This is a genomic window from Shinella sp. WSC3-e, assembly GCF_945994535.1.
In the GTDB taxonomy this organism is placed as follows: domain Bacteria; phylum Pseudomonadota; class Alphaproteobacteria; order Rhizobiales; family Rhizobiaceae; genus Shinella; species Shinella yambaruensis.
In genome coordinates this window covers 464,363-484,090 of the sequence record NZ_OZ000531.1, presented here as the reverse complement: position 1 = coordinate 484,090, position 19,728 = coordinate 464,363, and the positions used below count along the sequence as shown (strand labels likewise).

General features: G+C 65.9%; 16 protein-coding genes and 1 riboswitch. Of the genes, 9 read left to right on the top strand and 7 right to left on the bottom strand.

Annotated elements, in window-relative coordinates:
• Positions 1–28: 28 nt before the first annotated feature.
• Entirely contained in the window at positions 29–1,636 is a 1,608-nt protein-coding gene (gene rtcR / locus AABF56_RS25410; RefSeq protein WP_272807663.1) for an RNA repair transcriptional activator RtcR, read from the bottom strand.
• Between the two features lie 210 nt (positions 1,637–1,846).
• On the opposite strand from rtcR, the gene AABF56_RS25405 reads away from it, so the two are divergent.
• The 4 genes from AABF56_RS25405 (at position 1,847) to prfH (ending at position 7,543) form a co-directional block, all read left to right on the top strand.
• On the top strand, positions 1,847–3,403 hold the full coding sequence (locus AABF56_RS25405) for an RNA-binding protein (protein ID WP_272807664.1): 1,557 nt from the start codon (positions 1,847–1,849) through the stop codon (positions 3,401–3,403).
• Positions 3,404–4,062: 659 nt separating this feature from the next.
• The gene (locus tag AABF56_RS25400) at positions 4,063–5,487 is read left to right on the top strand and encodes an RtcB family protein (protein WP_272807665.1); all 1,425 of its coding nucleotides are present in this window, start codon (positions 4,063–4,065) and stop codon (positions 5,485–5,487) included.
• Positions 5,488–5,718: 231 nt separating this feature from the next.
• A complete protein-coding gene (locus AABF56_RS25395) occupies positions 5,719–6,936 on the top strand; it encodes an RNA ligase RtcB family protein (RefSeq protein ID WP_272807666.1) in 1,218 nt (405 codons plus the stop codon).
• Positions 6,923–7,543, top strand: coding sequence for a peptide chain release factor H (gene prfH / locus AABF56_RS25390; protein WP_272807667.1), 621 nt, complete (start codon positions 6,923–6,925; stop codon positions 7,541–7,543). Before AABF56_RS25395 ends, prfH begins: the two co-directional genes overlap by 14 nt.
• Positions 7,544–7,639: 96 nt before the next feature.
• On the opposite strand, the gene AABF56_RS25385 is transcribed toward prfH, so the two are convergent.
• The 5 genes from AABF56_RS25385 to AABF56_RS25365 form a co-directional block, all read right to left on the bottom strand.
• Positions 7,640–8,425 carry an SDR family oxidoreductase gene (locus tag AABF56_RS25385; protein WP_272807668.1) on the bottom strand — a complete coding sequence of 262 codons (786 nt, stop codon included), beginning with the start codon at positions 8,423–8,425 and terminating at the stop codon, positions 7,640–7,642.
• Positions 8,426–8,474: 49 nt separating this feature from the next.
• Complete coding sequence (locus tag AABF56_RS25380) at positions 8,475–9,425, bottom strand: sugar-binding transcriptional regulator (protein WP_272807669.1); 951 nt, start codon at positions 9,423–9,425, stop codon at positions 8,475–8,477.
• Between the two features lie 22 nt (positions 9,426–9,447).
• Positions 9,448–10,917 (bottom strand): FGGY family carbohydrate kinase, encoded by a 1,470-nt coding sequence (locus tag AABF56_RS25375; RefSeq protein WP_272807670.1) that lies wholly within the window; start codon positions 10,915–10,917, stop codon positions 9,448–9,450.
• 83 nt (positions 10,918–11,000) lie between these two features.
• Positions 11,001–11,969: a transketolase family protein gene (locus AABF56_RS25370; protein WP_272807671.1), complete on the bottom strand. Its 969-nt coding sequence runs from the start codon at positions 11,967–11,969 to the stop codon at positions 11,001–11,003.
• Positions 11,969–12,778, bottom strand: coding sequence for a transketolase (locus AABF56_RS25365; RefSeq protein ID WP_272807672.1), 810 nt, complete (start codon positions 12,776–12,778; stop codon positions 11,969–11,971). The genes AABF56_RS25370 and AABF56_RS25365 overlap by 1 nt, the downstream gene beginning before the upstream one ends.
• 209 nt (positions 12,779–12,987) lie before the next feature.
• Here AABF56_RS25365 and AABF56_RS25360 point away from each other — a divergent pair, with 209 nt between their 5' ends.
• The 5 genes from AABF56_RS25360 to ribB all read left to right on the top strand — a co-directional run bounded on the left by AABF56_RS25360 (position 12,988) and on the right by ribB (position 18,257).
• Positions 12,988–13,962: an ABC transporter permease gene (locus AABF56_RS25360; protein WP_244766304.1), complete on the top strand. Its 975-nt coding sequence runs from the start codon at positions 12,988–12,990 to the stop codon at positions 13,960–13,962.
• 118 nt (positions 13,963–14,080) lie between these two features.
• Complete coding sequence (locus tag AABF56_RS25355; protein ID WP_244766305.1) at positions 14,081–15,013, top strand: substrate-binding domain-containing protein; 933 nt, start codon at positions 14,081–14,083, stop codon at positions 15,011–15,013.
• Positions 15,014–15,034: 21 nt separating this feature from the next.
• Positions 15,035–16,522, top strand: a complete 1,488-nt coding sequence (locus tag AABF56_RS25350) for a sugar ABC transporter ATP-binding protein (RefSeq protein WP_272807673.1) — start codon at positions 15,035–15,037, stop codon at positions 16,520–16,522.
• A 14-nt stretch (positions 16,523–16,536) separates the two neighbouring features.
• On the top strand, positions 16,537–17,325 hold the full coding sequence (locus AABF56_RS25345) for an SDR family oxidoreductase (protein ID WP_272807674.1): 789 nt from the start codon (positions 16,537–16,539) through the stop codon (positions 17,323–17,325).
• A 60-nt stretch (positions 17,326–17,385) separates the two neighbouring features.
• Positions 17,386–17,532, top strand: a riboswitch (FMN riboswitch).
• A gap of 89 nt (positions 17,533–17,621) precedes the next feature.
• Positions 17,622–18,257 (top strand): 3,4-dihydroxy-2-butanone-4-phosphate synthase, encoded by a 636-nt coding sequence (gene ribB, locus AABF56_RS25340; protein ID WP_272807675.1) that lies wholly within the window; start codon positions 17,622–17,624, stop codon positions 18,255–18,257.
• An 81-nt stretch (positions 18,258–18,338) separates the two neighbouring features.
• On the opposite strand, the gene AABF56_RS25335 is transcribed toward ribB, so the two are convergent.
• Complete coding sequence (locus tag AABF56_RS25335; protein ID WP_272807676.1) at positions 18,339–19,670, bottom strand: D-serine ammonia-lyase; 1,332 nt, start codon at positions 19,668–19,670, stop codon at positions 18,339–18,341.
• Positions 19,671–19,728: the final 58 nt, after the last annotated feature.

The window sequence follows — 19,728 nt, the reverse complement described above, 5'->3', positions numbered from 1 at the left end:
AGCCGGTGTCTCGATGGAGATCGGCAACCTAGCGCAGCATGCTCACATCATTGAACCTCAGGCCAAATCGCGCGAGATATTTCGACAGGCGGTCGGCGTCGTTGCTGCTTTTCTTTTCCAGGCGCGAGCTTGCGAACAGCGCCCGGCCCGCCGCGCTGGCGCTGGCATGTTTGCGGCAGGTCTGCAGCACGGCGGCGAGCTGCACGGCTTCGAACCGGTCCAGCTGCGCCGCGGCATCCTCGCCCAGATGCTCGACAAGGATGTCGTCGGATACCGTCTGCCGTGAAGCACCGTGCCAGGCCGTGTTCAGCCGCCGGATCTCGTCGTCGACGACCTCGATGGTGATGCGGCCGAGCGGGGCGAGCGTGGCCATGCGGGTGACGGATGCGGAAAGGTCGCGGAAATTGGCGTTCCATGCGGCGTCAGGGCCGGTGGCGAAGGCGAGATAGCGTTCGCGCGCCTCCTTGTTGAAGGTCACGTTCTGGCCCTCGCGCTCCAGGAAGCGGCGCAGCTCGAAATCGAGATTGGGTTCGATGTCCTCCGTGCGCTCGCGAAGTGCCGGCAGCCGGAACGTCCAGAGGTTCAGGCGGGCGAAGAGATCCTCGCGGAACCTTCCGAGGCGCACGGCCTCGGCGAGGTCGCGGTTGGTGCCGGCGAGAAGCTGGAAATCGGCGGAGACCTCGGTGTCGGCGCCCACGGGGAGGAAGCGTTTTTCCTCGATGGCGCGCAGGCACATGGCCTGTTCATCGAGGCCGAGCTCGCCGATCTCGTCCAGGAAGAGCACGCCCTTATCCGCAGAGCGCAGGAGGCCCGCGCGCTCGCCGGCGGCCCCCGTGAAGGCGCCCTTGACATGGCCGAACAGCGCCGACATTGCCTGGTCTCCCCGCAATGTCGCGCAGTTGACCTCGACGAAGGGACCGCTGACCTTCCGCTGCGCTTTCTTGAGTTCGTAGATGCGCCTGGCGAGCTGGGATTTGCCGGCGCCGGTCGGTCCCGTCAGCAGGACCGGTGCCGCCGAGCGGATCACCACGCGCTCGATCTCGTCGATCATCCGGTTGAATGCGGTGTTGCGCGTGGAGATCCCCGATTTCAGGAAGGAGGCGGCCTCCTCGCGCTCGGAGGCAAAGCGCTTGGCGATCTCGTCGTAGCGGGAGAGGTCGAGGTCGATGATCCGGTGCGTGCCGGCGAAGTCCGCACCCGGATCGCGATCGCGCGGCGGCGAGAGCTGCAGCAGCCGGCCGGGGATGATGCGGGCCTCGGTCAGCAGGAACCAGCAGATCTGCGCGACATGCGTTCCGGTGGTGATGTTGACGAGATAATCCTCGGTATCGGGGTCGAACGGGTAGCCGCGCGCAAAGTCCCGGAGGTTCGTGTAAACCTCCGAAAAATCCCACGGGTCGCGGAAATTGATGACATTGCTGCGCACCTCGGTGGCCGGTGACACGGTCTCGATGTCGGCGATGATCCGCGTGGCGAGGGCGCTCGCGTGGTTGTCATGGATGAGTTCCAGCCGGTCGATGAACAGGCCGGCTTGCTGGCAGAGCCCGACATTGGGCCGCCAGCGGCTCCAGCGATTGTCCCATTTCCCCATGTCGAGGGTGGTTCCCAGGATACTGATGGCGACACGCCGCTTCATGTCTTATCCAATTTTATAAGGATGGATATTTTTGGATAGGATAATGGGAGCGTCGAATTTTGGCAATTTGGGCCGGTGTATGGGCAGGAATAATTTTTAGATATTAATTACAGCGAGATAGAAGAAAATTTCCGCTTCTGAGAGATTATTTCGTCAAACTGGCACGCCGCTTGAAATGTATCTGGCACGAACCAAACAAGAGGTGCCGTCATGGTCAACAAGGCGATCTTCAAAACCTATCTCGGAAAGCTGCTTCCCGGCACGGACACGAAAAACCACGAAGCCGCGCCGGCCTACAGGCTGACGCCGCGCGAGGCGCTGGCGCAGTATGCCGTGACCGGCACGTTCAACGGTACGTTCTACGCCGACGGTGCCGAGCAGCTGGAGGCGGTGAAGGCGCTGGCCCTCGAGGTCGAGCCGGAATTCCTTGCCAAGGTGGCCATCCACGCGGCCGGGAAGGGGCACATGAAGGACATGCCGGTCACCCTGCTGGCCATGCTGTCCAGCCTTGAGAGCGATGCTTTCGCCCGCGCCTTTCCGCGCGTCGTCAAGAGCGGCAAGATGCTGCGCGGCTTCGTCCAGGTGATGCGCTCCGGCGCGACGGGGCGCAAGTCGCTCGGCACGCGGCCGAAGAAGGCCGTGCAGGCATGGCTGGAACGGGCAAGCACCGAGCAGATCCTGCGTGCCATGGTCGGCAACGACCCGTCGCTGGCCGATGTCATCCGCATGGTGCATCCGAAGCCGGTGTCGGAGGAACGCAGGGCGCTCTATGCCTGGGCGATCGGCAAGCCGCACGACGTTGCGGCGCTGCCGGACCTCGTCAAGGCGCTGGAAGCCTTCCGGCGCGACCAGACGCGGCCGGTGCCGGACGTGCCGTTCCAGATGCTGACCTCGCTGCCGCTGACGCGCGAGCACTGGGTCGAGATCGCCCGCAAGGGCGGCTGGCAGATGGTGCGGCAGAACCTCAACACCTTCGCGCGCAACGGCGTGTTCGAGGTCGAGGGTTTTGCCGAGGCGCTGGCTGCACGGCTGGCCGATCCGGACGAGGTCCGCAAGGCCAGGGTCTTCCCCTATCAGCTGATGATGGCGTGGAAGATGGTCGACGGCCAGGTTCCGGATGTCGTGCGCGATGCCTTGCGGGACGCGATGGATATCGCGATCGCCAACGTGCCGTCGTTCGGCGGCAATGTGGTGCTGTGCCCCGACGTTTCCGGATCCATGGCGTCGCCGGTGACCGGATACCGCAAGGGGGCAACGTCGGCGGTCCGCTGCATCGATGTCGCCGGCCTGATGACGGCGGCCTTCCTGCAGCGCAACCCGAAGGCACGGGTGCTGCCGTTCGAGACCGGCGTGGTGAACGTCGCGCTCAACCGGCGGGATTCGGTGATGACCAATGCCGGCAAGCTGGCGGCCATCGGCGGCGGGGGAACGAACTGCTCCGCACCGCTGCGCAAGCTCGCGGACGAGAAGGCCAGGGTCGATCTCGTCGTGTTCATCTCGGACAACGAATCCTGGGTGGATGCGCGCAAGGCCGGTCAGCCGACGGGCGTGATGACGGAATGGGCACGGATCAAGCGCGTCAACCCGGCTGCAAAGCTGGTCTGCCTCGATCTCCAGCCCCACGCCACCACGCAGGCGCCGACCCGGAACGACGTGCTCAACATCGGCGGCTTCTCGGATGCCGTCTATGGGGTCATCACCGCTTTCGCCGCCGACAGCAAGGGCGCCGACGGCTGGGTGAGGGCAATCGAGGCGATCGAGCTCTGACATGAAGCAATACCCCCGTGCCGCCCGTGAACGGCACGGGGACCGTGACGAATGCCGGATGAAACTACAGGCTGTTAACCTCCAGGTCGCGGGTTCGAATCCCGCCGGGTCCCCCAACCATGGACCCGTAGCTCAGCGGATAGAGCGGGTCGTTTCACCACACCTCGTCGTCACGGACGAACGACATGGGCAAGAAGGCTATTGCCCATGGAAGACTTGCAGCGGCGAATGCCGGACGGAACTACAGCCACCACCGTTGGATGGTCTGGCAGGTTCGACTCCTCCTGGGCATACGCTCTCTGGCACGAGCGGGGCCATCCGGTTTCGTTCATCCTCGTCGCCGCTGCAAGGGCTTGCATAGGGAATGCCCGGCGAATGCCGGTGGGACTACAGGTAAGAGCGGCTCGCCGGATATCCGGTGTGCAGGTCGGATGTTCGATCCATCCCGCATGTTCGTCAGGATGTGCGTAGCTCAGAAACCGTCCCGCCAAGGTTCGTCGCCGGGATGGCAAGAGGCCCCGGGCGAATGCTGCGGAAGACTACATGGGCCGCATCGCGCCATGCAAATGGAATGCGTGCGGAAACGTCTTCCGCCTGAATTTGTCGCCCGGGGACAGGAAACTCGAAGGACCAGAAGGACTGCAGAAGCAGAAGAAGCGATGAAACAGGTAGTAAGCGGACAGGATCTGATCGATGCGGGCATGCCCCAGGGCAAGTGGTTCCGCGATGCGCTGGACGCCGCCAACACGGTCTTGAGCGAAGGCGGTTCGATGGAGGGCGCGCTGGAAGCGGCACGCGCCTTCCAGCCGGGCCCGACGCTTGCGCTGAGGGCGGACAACGATATCGAGATCTATTCCAACATCCGCGCGGAAAACGCCTTCGAGCAGGACAATGTGGAGAAGGTCAATGCGACGATGCGGGCGCTGGTGCGCACGCCCGTGGTGCGCTCGGCGGCGATCATGCCCGACGCCTGCCCGGCAGGCCCGATCGGGACGATCCCGGTCGGCGGCGTCGTCGCATCCGAGGCGATTCACCCCGGCATGCATTCGGCCGATATCTGCTGCTCGATGGCGATCTCCATCTTCCCCGATGTCGATCGGAAGGCCCTGCTCGACGCCGTTCATGCGGTGACGCATTTCGGTCCGGGCGGGCGCCCGCGCGGTGCGCAGTTCAAGCCCTCGCAGGCGACGCTGTCCGCCTTCCAGCAGAACCCCTACCTGCGGGACGGCGCCCTCAGCGCCGGTATCGAGCACTTCGCGACGCAGGGCGACGGCAACCACTTCGCCTATGTCGGGACGATGAAATCGACGGGTGAAACGGCGCTCGTCACCCATCACGGGTCGCGGGCACCGGGTGCGCGCCTCTACGACAAGGGCATGAAGGTCGCCAATCGCTTCCGCGAGCAGCTGTCGCCGCAGACGCATCGGGAAAACGCCTGGATTCCCGCCGATACCGAGGAGGGCGACCTCTACTGGTCGGCGCTCCAGACGATCCGCCAGTGGACGAAGGAGAATCATTACGTCCTGCACGATATGGCGGCGGAAAGGCTCTCGGCCAAGGTGGCCGACCGCTTCTGGAACGAGCACAACTTCGTCTTCCGCAAGTCCGACGGGCTCTTCTACCACGGCAAGGGAGCGACGCCCGCCTTCGACAAGTGGGCCGAGGATGCGACAGACCTGACGATCATTCCGCTCAACATGGTGGAGCCGATCCTGATCGTTCGCGGCTCCAATGCCGCCCATGGCCTCGGATTCTCGCCGCATGGCGCCGGCCGCAATTTTTCCCGCAGCGCCCATATGCGGCGCCTTGCGGAAGAATACGGCGCCGATGCCCGCGGCCTGAGCCCGAACAACCTGGCGGATATTCTGAAGAAGGAGACGGCGGGGCTGGACGTCCGCTTCTTCTCCGGCTTCGCGGATGCTTCGGAGCTGCCCAGCGCCTACAAGTCCGCCGCCAATGTCCGCGCCCAGATCGAGCACTATGGCCTGGCCGAGGTGGTCGACGAGGTCGTGCCCTTCGGGAGCATCATGGCCGGGGACTGGCAAAGGGACGCGCCGTGGCGGAAGAGGCGGGAAAGGCGTTAAGTGACGACGCGCCGGCCGTCGCCCTTGTGGCGGCGGCCGGTGCGATGACGGTTGAAACGGGACGGAATTCGCGTATAAGCGCCGTCAATGTGTTTCTGGAAAGGGAGCGGATCGATGCAGAACATCTCCTCACGCCCCATCGGGGTTCCGGTCTGACTCAGCCTGGCTGAGGAGGATCGTTCGACCTGCCGTCTTCGACGGCGGACACGAGCACCTATCCAGAGTTCTATCATGGGCACTTTTTTCGGGGACACGTCTGTCTCCACCCAGCCGGCATGCACGCCGGCGACTATCCATCACTATTTCTCGGCCGAAAGCTGGATCGAGGGCGCCGCGCTCGACCAACTCGACAGGATGGCGCGCCTTCCGGGCGTCAGAAGCATCGCGGCCTTCCCGGATCTCCATCCGGGCAAATACGGTGCGACAGGTGTCGCGCTCCTGTCGGACAGGCTGCATCCGCTGCTCGTCGGCAACGACATCGGCTGCGGCATGTCCCTGTTCGAGCTCGATCTTCCATTGCGGAAGCTGAAGCTCGACAGGGCGGCAAGCCGTCTCCGGCGGTTCGACGCGCTTGCGGTCGACGATGCTGCCGGGCGCCTCGACGGTGTCGGCCTTCCGGGCGATCTCTTCGCGGACGCGCTGGGAACGATCGGCGGCGGCAATCACTTCTGCGAGCTGCAGGCGGTGGAGAGCTTCTCCTCGCCGGTATCCGGCATCGACCGCCAGGGACTTTACCTGCTCGTCCATTCGGGTTCCCGCGGCTTCGGAGCAACTGTCCTGTCCGACAGTCTCTCGGCCGAACCGGACCTGATGTTGGGGCTCGATGCCTCGTCTCCGGCCGGCCTCCATTGGCTCGGCAGGCATGATCAGTGTGTTGCCTGGGCCTCGCTCAACCGCATCCTCATCGCCGAGAAGGCGGCCTCGGCGCTTGGCGCCGATTGTCGCCCGGTGACCGACGTGCCGCATAATCTCGTTCGCCGGAGCGGGAAGGGCTATGTCCACCACAAGGGCGCGGCGGCCGTCGATCCCGGCATGATCGCCCCGCTCGCAGGGTCGCGCGCGACGCTGAGCTACATCGTGCGGGCCACGGAAAAGGTCGCCGGTTCGCTGGGCGGCATATCGCACGGTGCGGGGCGCAAATACGACCGTGCCACCATGCACGGCCGCGTCGGCCGGACCCGCTCCGAACGGGACGACCTCCTGCGCAATGCCTGGGGTGGCATCGCCATATGCGACGACCGCGCGCTCGTCATCGAAGAGGCGCCCTCCGCCTACAAGGATGCAGGGCGGGTGGTTGCCGATCTCGTGGCGGCGGGCCTCGTCGAAAGCCTGGCCGCCATGCGGCCGCTCGTCACCTACAAGAAGGCGGTCGACGAGGAGGGGCGTGCCCGCCGCCCGGACAAACCGGATCACCGCCAGACGGGGAGGCGCAAGCATGACCGCTCTTGATCTGCTGATCACCGCCGGCAACGGTCCTGCCGAATGCCGCATCGCCGTCAGGGCGTGTCTCGATATCTTGGAAAAGGAAGCGGCGGCGCGTGGCTGCCTCTTCGAGGTCAGCACGGGGCCTATGCCGGACCGTCACGGCCCGAAATCCGCCCTCGTCAGCCTGGAGGGCGAAGCGGCACCGTGCATGGCCGCAGAGTTCTGCGGCACCGTGAAGTTCCTGTTCAAGAGCCCGGTGCGTCCGGGCCACAAGCGGCAGAACTGGTTCGTCTGCGTACAGCGCGTCGACCTTTCCGGCGGTGAGGACGTGGCGATCGATCCGCGCGACATCCGGTTCGAAACCCTGCGGGCCGGCGGACCCGGCGGCCAGCACCAGAACACCACGGACAGCGCCGTCCGGGCCATTCACATTCCAACCGGGCTGCGCGTCATCGCCCGCAACGAGCGATCCCAGCATCGCAACAAGGCGCTGGCGGTCAAGCGGCTCGCAGCCATGCTGCAGCATCTGGAGGACAGGAAGACGGACGCGGCAAAATCGGAACGCTTCATCGCCAACCGCTCGATCGAGCGGGGCAATGAAGTCAAGACGTTCAAGATTCAGCGTCCATAGACCGATGCCGGGCCTGCAAGGGCGGCGGCGACGGAGCATTTCCGCGATTTGGGAGAAAGCGGAAATGCTCCAAACAGCCGCCGGACGGCTGCGGCGTCACGACATGATCAGTCCGCCGTCGACATTGATCGTCTGGCCGGTGATGTAGGCGGCGTCCTCGGAGGCGAGGAAGGCGACGAGGGCGGCGACTTCGGCGGGGGTGCCGGCGCGGCCCATCGGGATGCCCTCGACCCATTCGGCCATCAGCTCGCCCGGGCCGTATTCGCCGAGCATCTTGCCCCAGACACGGTCGTTGTAGTCCCACATCTCGGTGTGGATGATGCCGGGGCAGATGGCATTGGCGGTGATGCCTTCGCGCGCCAGCTCCTTGGCGAGGCTCTGCGTCAGGCCGACGACGCCGAATTTCGAGGCGGCATAGTGCGGGGTGTAGATGAAGCCCTGGCGGGCTTGGCCGGAGGCGGTGTTGATCAGGCGGCCCTTCGTGCCGCTGGTGCGGAAGCGGCGGATCGCCTCCTGGCAGCACAGGAACACGCCCTTGGTGTTGACGTCGAGGTTGAGGTCCCATTCGCGCTCGGTGAGGTTCTCCACCTTGGCGATGGTGATGACGCCGGCATTCTGCACGGAAACGGAGATCGCGCCGAGCTTCCCCTCGGCCTCGCCATAGGCGTCCTGCACGGCTTTCGCGTCGGTCACGTCGAGCGCAAGGCCGATCACCTCGGCGCCGGTTTCCGCGGCCAGCGCCTCGGCGGCCGCGGCCGTGTCCTTCTCGATCGCCGCGATGGCGACCCTCGCGCCTTCCTCGGCAAAGCGCTTGGCGATGCCGCGGCCGATGCCCTTGTTGCCCCCGGTGACGAATACCGTCTGGCCTGCGAAACGTCTCATGGTCTTCTCTCCATAATGCGCAGCAGGCCGTGGACTGGTCCGGGATGGATCAGGCCGTGAGCCGTGCCGCAGTGAACTTGTCGGTGACGAGCACATCGATGACGCCCAGCTTCAGGGCGCCGGCGATGGCCTCGGTCTTCGATTCTCCGCCCGCAAGGGCCATGACGCGGTTGGTCCTGCGCAGGTCCTCCAGCGAGATGCCGATGACGCGGTCGTTGAGCGGGGTTTCCACCGGTTTTCCGTCCCGGTCGTAGAAACGGTAGGAAATCTCGCCGACGGCGCCGGCCTCGTGCAGCATCGCCATTTCCTGGCGGGAGAAGGTGTTGCCGGACCGGGCCAGCATTTCGGACGGCTCCACCGCGCCGATGCCGACGATGGCGAGGCTGAGGCGGCCGAAGAGGTCCATCGTCTCGCGCACGGCCGGATCGGCGAGCATGACGAGTTTCGCCTCGCGCGAGGAGGTGATGCCCTGGACGAGCAGGAGCCGCGGCTCGCCGCCGGTGAGCTTGGCAAGGCGCGCCGTCAGCTGCGTGGCGTGCATCTGCACCGAGGCATCGCCCATGCCGCCAAGGATCTGCACGATGTACTTTGCCTTGGCGTTCTTCAGCGGGTGGATGTTGTCCACCATGCGCAGGATGGTCTGGCTCCAGCTCGAGACGCCGATGATCTCGTCCTGCTGCAGGGTGACTTCGAGGAAATGGGCGGCAGCCTCGCCGATGCGGGCCATGATCGCGCCGTCGCGGTCCTCCGAACAGTCGATGACGATGGCTTCGGTCAGGCTGTAGCGCTCGCGCAGGGCCAATTCGAGTTCGGCGAAGGTGCCGGCGGGCGGGATGACCGTCGTTCGCACGATGTCTTCCTGCTCCGCGCGCTTCAGCATGCGCGAGACGGTCGCCTGCGACATGTGCATGATCTCGGCGATCTCCGCCTGCCGCTTGCCTTCGATATGGTACATCTGGGCAACGCGGGCGATCAGTCGCAGCTCGTTGAGCCTTCCCATAGGGTTCTCCATGAGTGAATTTTTATTCACTCATAGTGGATGGACCCGTTAGGGTCGAGCGGCAGATCGCGTCTTTCCAGACCGCAAGTCGTCGTGTGGCGTCGGAAGCACGCGGGGCGATGGCATTGGCGGCGCGCGGCAGGGCGGCGATGGCGGGGAGATCCGGCCAGACGCCGAGCGAGAGGCCGGCGAGATAGGCCGCGCCGAGCGCGGAGGCCTCGGGCGCATCGCACTGGATGACGGCGTGGCCCAGCGTATCGGCGACGCATTGCATGAGGAAGGTGTTCCTGCTCGGGCCGCCATCGGCATGGAGCCGGCCGAGCGGCACCGGCGATTGCGCGGACATCGCCTTGAAGACGTCGTGCACCTGGAAGGCGATGCTGTCGGTCACCGCGCGGGCCATCTGGGCGCGGCTGGTGTTGAAGGTGATGCCGCAGAACAGTGCCCGCGCATCGGAGCGCCAATAGGGTGCGCCGAGGCCGACGAAGGCGGGCACGAAGCCGGGTCCGCCGGGCTCGGCGGTGGCGGCAAGCTCGGTCAGGGCCTGCACGTCCGGCAGGCCGAGCATCTCGGCCATCCAGGGCAGCGAGGCGGCCGAGACCAGGATATTGCCCTCGAAAGCGTAGGTCGGCTTGCCGCCGATCGACCAGGCGATGGTCGTGGTGATGCCCTGTTCCGGCGCGATGAAGCGCGGCAGGGTGGTCATGATCGACGAGCCGGTGCCGAAGGTCACCTTGCCGTCGCCGGGATTGAAGGCGCCGTGGCCGAAGAGGGCGGCATGGCTGTCGCCGATGGCCGAGGCGATCGGGATGCCGTCGGCAAGGCCCGGCACGTTCCTCGTCACGCCGAAACGGGCCGCGCTGTCGCGCACCTCTGGCAGGGCGGCCTTTTCGACGCCGAAGAGGGCGCAGAGCTCGTCGCTCCATTCCCGTCGGTTGAGGTCGTAGAGCTGGCTGCGCGCGGCGTTGGCGGCGTCGCAGGCATGGACCGCGCCATCCGTGAAGCAGTGGATGAGCCAGGCGTCGATCGTGCCGAGCCGGACGGGACGTCCCTCGGGCACGCGGTCGAGCAGCCATTTCATCTTGGGGCCGGGGAACATCGGATCGATGGGAAGGCCGGTCAGCGCCTGGACGCGCGGCGCATGGCCCGCCGCGATCAGGTCGGCGCAGGCCGGCGCGCTGCGGCGGCACTGCCAGCTCACGACCGGGCCGAGCGGTCTTCCGGTCTCCGCATCCCAGATGGTGACGGATTCGCGCTGATTGGAGATGGCGATGCCGAGGATATTTACCGCAGGACCTGCCGCAAGGCAGGCGGCGATGGCCTCCTGTACGGATTCCCAAAGGCGTTGCGGGTTTTGCTCCACCCAGCCCGGCTGCGGATGCTCGATGCCGACGGGAGATGCGCCGCGGGCCAGGATCGCGCCGTCCGTGGAGACGAGCACGGCCTTCGAATTCGTGGTGCCCTGGTCGATGGCGAGGATGGCGGTCGTCATGGCGGCTCCGGTGAACAGGAGTTGGAGGGCGCGGCGAAAGGGAGGTCTTGCCGCGCCCCGGCACGAAATCTAGCCCCGCACAATCACGTGCGGGAAGATTTTCGCGCGATCAGGGCGATGGCCGCCTCGGCGATGGCGGCGGGCGACATGCCGAACTCGTCGAGCAGGAATTCGGCTGAGCCGGTGGGGGCGAAAATGCCGGGCACGCCGAGGATCTTCATCGGCACGGGGGCTTCCGCCACGACGACCTCCGCGATGGCGGAGCCGAGGCCGCCGAAGGTGGAGTGCTCCTCCGCGGTCAGGATGGCGCCGGTCTCGCGTGCCGCGGCCACCACGGCCTCGACGTCGATCGGCCGGACGGTCGCCATGTTGAGGACGCGCGCCTCGATGCCCTTCTCGGCGAGGATGGCGGCGGCCTTCACTATACGGTGGGTCAGCGTGCCGTTGGCGATGAGGGTGACGGCATCGCCGTCGCGCAGCAGGTTGGCTTTGCCCGGCGCGAAGGTGTGGCCGGCCGGCAGCAGGTCCGGCACGCCGACGCGCGAGAGGCGCAGGAAGACCGGGCCGTCATACCTGGCGGCCCATTCCACGGCGGCGGCCGTCTCGATGGAATCGCAGGGCGCGATGACCGGCAGGTTCGGCAGGACGCGCGTCCAGGCGAAATCCTCGATGGAATGGTGCGTCGGGCCGAGCTCGCCATAGGCCATGCCGGAGGAGATGCCGACGAGTTTCACATTGGCGTTGGAATAGGCGATGTCGGCCTTGATCTGCTCCAGCGACCGGCCGGTCAGGAAGCAGGCGGCTGCGCAGACGAAAGGCAGCAGCCCGCCATTGGCAAGGCCGGCGCCGACGCCGACGAGGTTCTGCTCGGCGATGCCGACATTGACGAGGCGTTCGGGCCATTTGGCCTTGAAGCCGCCGAGCTTGGAGGAGCCGACGGAATCGTTGCAGACGGCCACGACCTTGGGATTGTCGGCGCCGAGGCGCTCCAGCACGGCGACGAAGGCGTCGCGGCAATCGTGAAGCTTGGCGGAAGGGGTCACGGCGTTCATCAAAGGGCCTCCGAAAGCTCAGCCACGGCAATTTCGTATTGTTCGGCATTGGGCACCTTGTGGTGCCAGTCGACCTTGTCCTGCATGAAGGAAATGCCGTGGCCCTTGTTGGTGTGGGCGACGATGCAGTGCGGGCGGCGCCCACGCTTTTCCAGCGCCGGAACGATCTCGTCCATGGCATTGCCGTTGATCTCGGTGACATCCCAGCCGAAGGCTTCAAGCTTGGCGGGGAAGGGCGCGAGGTTGTTGGTGTCCTTCAGCGAGGCACCCTGCTGGAAGCGGTTGTGGTCGATGATCAGCGTCAGGTTGTCGAGGCCGAACTGTGCGGCCGAGGCGATCGCCTCCCAGTTCGAGCCTTCCTGCATCTCGCCGTCGCCCGTCAGCACGTAGACGCGGTAGGTCGCGCCGGTCAGCTTGGCGGCCTTCGCCATGCCGACCGCGACCGGCAGGCCATGGCCGAGCGGGCCGGTATTGGTCTCGACACCCGGCACCTTGTTGCAGTTCGGGTGGCCGTTGAGCCGCGAATGGGGCTTCAGGAAGGTCGCGATCTCCTCTTCCGGAATGAAGCCGCGCCTAGCGAGCGTCACGTAGAGCGCCAGTGCCACATGCCCCTTGGACAGCACGAAGCGGTCGCGATCCGGCCGTCTCGGCGCCTCGGGGGAGATGTCGAGGACGCGGAAGTAGAGCGCCGTCAGGATGTCGATGGCGGACATTTCCCCGCCGATATGGCCTGCGCCAGCTTCAAAAACCGCTTGCAGATCGCGAAGGCGGATCTGGCGAGCGATGCGGTCGAGATCGTTCGGCTGCATGAAACCCTCGTTGTGAATAAATATACAGTTATACATATATTTGCATGGGCGCCGGACAAGTCAAGCGAAAATACCATCAGTAGCCGCTAAAGAATTCGGAAGTGGCGCCTTGACACACTCCGCTTGGATGCGTTACGAATTTACACACACTAATGAATATTTATGCGTTAAGCGAAACGCGAGGCGGAGACCGGTCGGGAGGAGTGCTCATGGTGGCGGATGTGAAGGAAAGACGCGGGGTGGCCGGTATTGCGCTGCCCTCGCTGCGCGGCGCCACGGGGCCGCTGATCGGCCTCATCGTGCTGTGCCTCTTTCTCACCTTTGCGACGGACAAGTTCCTGTCGGTGCGCAACTTCCTCAACGTGCTCGACCAGATCACGGTGCTCGGCGTCATGGCTGTGGGCATGACGATGGTCATCCTGATCGGCGGCATTGACCTTGCGGTCGGCTCGGTCATGGCGCTGGCCATGATGGTGCTGGGCTATCTCAACGTCGTCGCCGGCTTGCCGATGGGGATCGCCATTCCGCTCGCCCTCTTCGTCGCCGCCCTCAACGGGCTCGTCGCGGGTCTTCTGATCACGCGCTTCAACGTGCCGGCCTTCATCGCGACGCTTGCCATGATGTCGATCACGCGCGGCCTTGCGAACATGATCACCGACGGCCAGCAGATCATCGGCTTTCCGGCCTGGTTCAACATGATGGCCATCGTGCGCTTCGGCGGCTTCCTGACGCTGACCGTCGCCGTGATGATCGTCGTCTTCATCGTCGGCCTGCTCTATCAGCGCTACCGCCATGGCGGGCGCGTGCTCTATGCCATCGGCGGCAATGCCGAGGTCGCGCGCCTTGCCGGCATCAACGTCCAGCGCGCCACCGTGCTCGTCTATGTCGTGTGCAGCTTCCTTGCCGGCCTTTCCGGCATGGTGCTCGCCGCCCGCCTCGACTCCGTCCAGCCGTCCTCGGGCGTCTCCTACGAGCTCGACGCCATCGCGGCGGTCGTCATCGGCGGCACCTCGCTTTCGGGCGGCACGGGCGGCATCGGCGGCACGATCATCGGCGTCCTCATCATCGGCGTGCTGCGCAACGGCCTCAACCTGCTCAGCGTCTCGCCCTTCATGCAGCAGGTCATCATCGGCGCGGTCATCGTGCTCGCCGTGACGGCGGAGACCTACCGCAAGCGCAAGTAACCCCGTTCACCCCCGCCGCCGGCGGGGTGGCGAAAACGGCCCGCAATGGTGCGGGCCGGCAAAAGGAAGGCGGCTTCCTGCAGGGGCGGGGGCTGCCGGGCAAACCGGAGGAGAAACCATGAAACTGTCCAGACTGCTGATCGCGGCAAGCGCCGCGTCCGTCCTCGCGCTTCCCGCATCCGCCGCCGAGGTCAAGAAGATCGGCCTCGCGGTGCCGAACCTGCAGGCCGACTTCTTCAACCAGATCAAGCTCGGCGTCGAGAAGCATGCCAAGGAAAAGGGCATCGAGGTGGTCGTGGTCGATGCCAAGAACGACACCAACACCCAGGTCAGCCAGGTTCAGGACCTGATGACGCAGGACATCGACGCCTTCATCTACATCCCGGCCGGTGCCGCCGCCGCTGCCGTGCCGACCCGCCTTGCCCGCGAGGCCGGCATTCCCGTCATCAACGTCGACCGCACGCCCGAGGGTGCCCCGGGCGACACGTTCATCGCCGGCGAGAGCGTCGAATCCGCCTATGAAGTCTGCAAGTACATCATCGGCAAGGCGGGCGGTTCGGGCAAGATGGCGATCATCCACGGCCAGAAGGGCACGACGCCGGAAGTCGACCGCTTCACCGGCTGCAAGCGCGCCATCGACGAGAACCAGGGCGTCGAGCTGGTCGACCAGCAATGGAGCAACATGTGGTCGGCCGACGAAGGTTTCACGATCGCCCAGAACATGCTGCAGGCGAATCCCGACATCACGATCATCTTCGGCCAGGCTGACGGCCTCGCGATGGGCGCGGCCAAGGCGGTCGACGTCGCCAACCTCTCCGACAAGGTGATCATCGGCGGCTATGACGGCGATGTCTCGGCGCTCGAATACCTCGCCAAGTGCACGGGCCCGTTCATCGCCACCGCCACGCAGAGCACGCAGAAGATGGGCGTTCTCGCCGTCGAATCCGCGCTCGCCGTCGCTGCCGGCGAGAAGGTCGAGGAGCGCCAGACGCCGAACGCCGTGCTGACGACCTGCGAGAACGCGCCGGAATTCGTCAAGGTCCACCCGTAACAGCACGAAGGCAGCAGCGCCATGACGAACCGCTCTCCCATCCTGTCGCTCCGCGGGATCCAGAAATCCTACGGTCCGATCAAGGTCCTCCACGGTGTCGATCTCGACATCCATCCGGGAGAGGTCGTGGCGCTGCTCGGCGAAAACGGTGCCGGGAAATCGACCCTGTCGAACATCATTTCCGGCACCGTCCAGCCCTCCGCCGGAGAAATGACCTGGCTCGGCAAGCCCTACGCCCCCGCCAATCCCCGCGCCGCCATGGACGAGGGGGTCGGCATGATCCACCAGGAACTCAAACTGCTGCCGAAGCTTTCGATTGCCGAAAACGTCTTCGTCGGCCGCTATCCCATGAAATCCGGCCGGCTCGACCGCAAGACGATGGAGGACAAGGCACGCGCCGGCCTCCAGCGCCTCGGGCTCGACGTCGCGCCCGACCGCCCCGTCGAAGGGCTTTCGACGGGAAAGCAGCAGCTCATCGAAATCGCGAAGGCGCTGACGCTCAACGCGCGCCTGCTCATCCTCGACGAGCCGACCGCCGCGCTCGGCGGCGAGGAGACGCAGGCGCTGTTCCGCCAGATCGAGCGTCTGAAATCCGAAGGCGTCGGCATCATCTACATCTCGCACCGGCTGGAAGAGATCCGCCAGATCACGGACCGCATCGTCGTCATGCGCGACGGCGCCAAGGTGCAGGAGTTCGACCGTGGCGACGTGCCGATCCGCACCATCGTCGAGGCCATGGTCGGTCGTTCGCTCGAACGCATGTTCCCCGCGCTCCCCGTCCCGACGCAGGAGGTGGCGCTGGAGGTGCGCGGCCTTTCCTCGCCGTCGAAGGCGTTTCGCGACATCACCTTCTCCGTCCGCAAGGGCGAGGTCTTCGGCATTGCCGGCCTGATGGGCGCCGGCCGCACGGAGCTTGTCCGCGCCATCACCGGCGCGGACCCGATTTCCGCCGGCGAAGTGCTTTTGCACGGAAAACCCGTCACGCCGCGTTCGCCGATCGATGCGATCCGCAACGGCATCGTCCTCGTGCCCGAGGATCGCAAGCTCCAGGGCGTGGTGCTCGACCATTCGATCGCGGAAAACATCGGCTATGCCAATCTCGGGGAAATCGCCCGCAACGGCTGGCTCTCCACCCGCCGCATCCGCGAATTCGCCGAGGACTACATCAGGAAATTCGGCGTGAAGGGCCGCGGCGGGCAGAATGCCGGCGAGCTCTCCGGCGGCAACCAGCAGAAGGTGGTGCTTGCCAAATGGCTGGCGCGCAAGCCGCAGGTCGTGGTGCTGGACGAGCCGACGCGCGGCATCGACGTCGGTGCCCGTTCGTCGATCTACGATCTCATCATGGACCTGGCGCGCCAGGGCGTCGCCGTCATCGTGGTCAGCTCCGACCTCGAGGAGGTGCTCGGCGTCTCCAGCCGCATCATGGTCATGGCCCAGGGCAAGCAGGCCGGCATCCTGAACCGCGAGGACGCCAACGACGTCTCGGTCATGGAACTGGCAACGATCTGAACAAGGAAGAAATCATGTCCGACATCACGCTCAACGCGCCGAAAATGTTCGATCTCTCGGGCAATGTCGCCTTCGTCACGGGCGCCGGCAGCGGCATCGGCCAGCGCATCGCCATCGGCCTTGCCCAGTGCGGCGCCGATGTCGCGCTGCTCGACCGGCGCACGGACGACGGGCTTGCCCGGACGGCCGATTTCATCGCGCGGGCCGGGCGCCGCAGCATCCAGGTCGCTGCCGACGTCACCAGCGGCGCGGCGCTCGCCGAGGCCGTCGCCCGCACCGAGGCGGAGCTCGGCGCCCTCTCGCTCGCCGTCAACGCGGCCGGCATCGCCAATGCCAATCCGGCGGAGACGATGGAGGAAAGCCAGTTCCAGACGATGATGGACATCAACCTGAAGGGCGTTTTCCTCTCCTGCCAGGCCGAAGCGCGCGCCATGCTGAAGACCGGCCGCGGCGCCATCGTCAACATTGCCTCCATGTCCGGCGTCATCGTCAACCGCGGCCTCAGCCAGTGCCACTACAACGCCTCCAAGGCGGGCGTCATCCACATGACCAAGTCGATGGCGATGGAGTGGGTCGGCCGCGGCATCCGCGTCAACACGATCAGCCCCGGCTATACCGCGACGCCGATGAACACCCGGCCCGAAATGGTGCACCAGACGAAGCTTTTCGAGGAGCAGACGCCGATGCAGCGCATGGCCAGCGTCGACGAGATGGTCGGCCCCGCCGTCTTCCTGCTCTCGGATGCGGCGAGTTTCGTCACCGGCGTCGACCTTCTCGTTGATGGCGGCTTCTGCTGCTGGTGATTTTCCCGGGGCCGGCCGCACGAGGCCTCTTGCATCCCCCGGCGAAAATTCCTTATTTACGCCTGTTCTCAGGGCGGGGTGAAATTCCCCACCGGCGGTATCCGGAGCGATCCGGGAGCCCGCGAGCGCTTCCGTTGACGCGGAAGGTCAGCAGATCCGGTGCGATGCCGGAGCCGACGGTCACAGTCCGGATGGAAGAGGACATGTCTGCAAAACCGCCCTTTCCCGGGCGGTCGCGGGCCTGTTCGCCCAAGGGATTGAAACGCCGGCATCGGCAACCCTTGAAAGGCAATGAAATGGCACTCTCGAAAATTGAAGACGCAATCGCTGCCCTTGTGCGCGGCGGCATGATCGTCGTCGTCGATGACGAAAACCGGGAAAACGAGGGCGATATCATCGTGGCCTCGGATGCGGTGACGCCGGAGGCGATCGCCTTCATGATGAAACACGCCCGCGGCCTCATCTGCGTGGCGATGGAAGGCGAGCGGCTCGATGCGCTCGACGTCCCGCTGATGGTTCCGCAGAACACGGAATATCTCCATACGGCCTTCACCGTCTCCGTCGATTACCTTCCCGGCACGACAACCGGCATTTCCGCAGCCGACCGCGCCGCAACCGTCAAGGCGCTCATGGACCCCGCGAGCCGGCCGGAAGACTTCGCCCGCCCGGGCCATATCTTCCCCCTGCGCGCCCATCCGCGTGGCGTGCGCGGTCGCCCGGGCCATACGGAAGCCGCCGTCGATCTTGCGCGCCTTGCAGGCAGGACCGCATCGGGCGTGATCTGCGAGGTCGCCAACGATGACGGCACGATGGCCCGGTTGCCCGAATTGATCGACTTTGCGGTAACCCATCGGCTGCCGCTGATCAGCATCGAGGACCTCATCGCCTACATCGCCGCCGGCCGCGACGATACGCCTGCGGTGGCCGCGTAGTTGTCCGGCCAGGGGCCATATCCCGGCGCATAGGCGCCGGGATATGGCCGCGTGGATCCAGGCAAGACGTGTCGCCAACCGTCAGTTCGTCCCGCCGATCTCGCTCGCCGTGCGCAGGAATGCCTGGAACTGGTCCTCCGGCACGAAGGCGCCACCGGTGGTCCAGATGACGTGGGTTGCCTGGGCGAGCCGGTCGCCGATCTGCCGATGCGCGCAGAATTCCTTGCCCGCCGGGTGCTTCACGAGGAAGTCCGGGCCGGCGAAGCCGGCGGCGGCGGAGGGTTCGAGGCGCAGGTTCTGGCTCTGGTGGGCGCTCAGGAGCCAGCGGAAGAGGGACGGGTCGTCGACGGTGAAGACGCCGGCCAGCATGCGGCGCATGACGGTGGCGACGAAGGCCGACATGCGGGCGACGGCCATGCCGTCCGCCTCCGTGCGGTTGGTCAGGCCGACATCGTAAACGGAGACGAGATCCGCCGAACCGCTCATGAGATGGACCAGCGCGCAGGGCGACTGAAGCGGCTCCACGAAGAAGCAATGCACATTGTCCCCGAAGACCGTCTTCGCGCCATAGGCGACGCCGCCCGGCGCGCCGCCGATGCCGCAGGGCAGGTAGAGGAACAGCGGATGTCCGGCATCGACGACGATGCCGCGGGCCTGGAGCTGCCCAGCAAGCTCCAGCGCTGCGACGCTGTAGCCGAGGAAAAGCTGCCGGGATTGCTCGTCGTCGACGAAGTAGATCGCCGGATCGCTCTCGGCGGCGATGCGGGCATTTTCCACCGCCGTCGTATAGTCGGCGTCGTGCCTGACGACCGCGACGCCGAGCCGCGTCAGCCGCTCCACCTTCCACGCCTTGGCGTCGGCGGACATGTGGACCGTCGCCCGGAAGCCGAGCGCGCGGGCCGCGACGCCCACGCTGAGCCCCAGATTGCCGGTGCTGCCGACGGCGATGGTGTAGCGGGAGAAGAAGTCTTTCGCGTCCGGTCCGGCGAGGCGCCGGATGTCCTCGCCCGCTTTCAGCAGGCCCTCGCGCCGGGCCAGCCGTTCGGCGAACAGGAAGACCTCGTAGACGCCGCCGCGCGCCTTGATCGACCCGGCGACGGGGAGGGCGTTGTCCGCCTTGACGAGAAGGGTGCCGAATTCGGCGCCGTCATAGCCCAGCGCCTTGCGCATGGCCTCCAGCGGCACGAGGTCGGAGCGGATTTCGCCGTTCGTGGCTTGCAGTTCGGGGAAACAGGCTTCCAGCAAGGGCGCGAGATGCCGCCAGTTCTCCTGCGCCTCGCCCACATCCGACGGCCGCACGGGAAGCGTCGCGTCCGCGATGGCGTTTTCCGTGTAGTGCGGGTTCGTCCAGAGCGTCGGGCGCGCCGCCAGCACATCGGAGCGGGCGGGATTGTCGGGGAGATGGATGGCCATGTCGTGATCCTGCTTCGGGTGGGAGGCGCACGCCGCGCCATTGGCGGCGGCGTGCCGG

Coding starts and splice junctions, on each gene's coding strand:
- AABF56_RS25375 (WP_272807670.1), bottom strand. CDS start 10,917: ATGACGACCGCCATCCTCGCCATCGACCAGGGCACCACGAATTCGAAG.
- AABF56_RS25395 (WP_272807666.1), top strand. CDS start 5,719: ATGGGCACTTTTTTCGGGGACACGTCTGTCTCCACCCAGCCGGCATGC.
- AABF56_RS25365 (WP_272807672.1), bottom strand. CDS start 12,778: ATGCAGCCGAACGATCTCGACCGCATCGCTCGCCAGATCCGCCTTCGC.
- AABF56_RS25405 (WP_272807664.1), top strand. CDS start 1,847: ATGGTCAACAAGGCGATCTTCAAAACCTATCTCGGAAAGCTGCTTCCC.
- AABF56_RS25345 (WP_272807674.1), top strand. CDS start 16,537: ATGTCCGACATCACGCTCAACGCGCCGAAAATGTTCGATCTCTCGGGC.
- AABF56_RS25385 (WP_272807668.1), bottom strand. CDS start 8,425: ATGAGACGTTTCGCAGGCCAGACGGTATTCGTCACCGGGGGCAACAAG.
- AABF56_RS25350 (WP_272807673.1), top strand. CDS start 15,035: ATGACGAACCGCTCTCCCATCCTGTCGCTCCGCGGGATCCAGAAATCC.
- prfH (WP_272807667.1), top strand. CDS start 6,923: ATGACCGCTCTTGATCTGCTGATCACCGCCGGCAACGGTCCTGCCGAA.
- ribB (WP_272807675.1), top strand. CDS start 17,622: ATGGCACTCTCGAAAATTGAAGACGCAATCGCTGCCCTTGTGCGCGGC.
- AABF56_RS25355 (WP_244766305.1), top strand. CDS start 14,081: ATGAAACTGTCCAGACTGCTGATCGCGGCAAGCGCCGCGTCCGTCCTC.
- AABF56_RS25335 (WP_272807676.1), bottom strand. CDS start 19,670: ATGGCCATCCATCTCCCCGACAATCCCGCCCGCTCCGATGTGCTGGCG.
- AABF56_RS25370 (WP_272807671.1), bottom strand. CDS start 11,969: ATGAACGCCGTGACCCCTTCCGCCAAGCTTCACGATTGCCGCGACGCC.
- AABF56_RS25400 (WP_272807665.1), top strand. CDS start 4,063: ATGAAACAGGTAGTAAGCGGACAGGATCTGATCGATGCGGGCATGCCC.
- AABF56_RS25380 (WP_272807669.1), bottom strand. CDS start 9,425: ATGGGAAGGCTCAACGAGCTGCGACTGATCGCCCGCGTTGCCCAGATG.
- rtcR (WP_272807663.1), bottom strand. CDS start 1,636: ATGAAGCGGCGTGTCGCCATCAGTATCCTGGGAACCACCCTCGACATG.
- AABF56_RS25360 (WP_244766304.1), top strand. CDS start 12,988: ATGGTGGCGGATGTGAAGGAAAGACGCGGGGTGGCCGGTATTGCGCTG.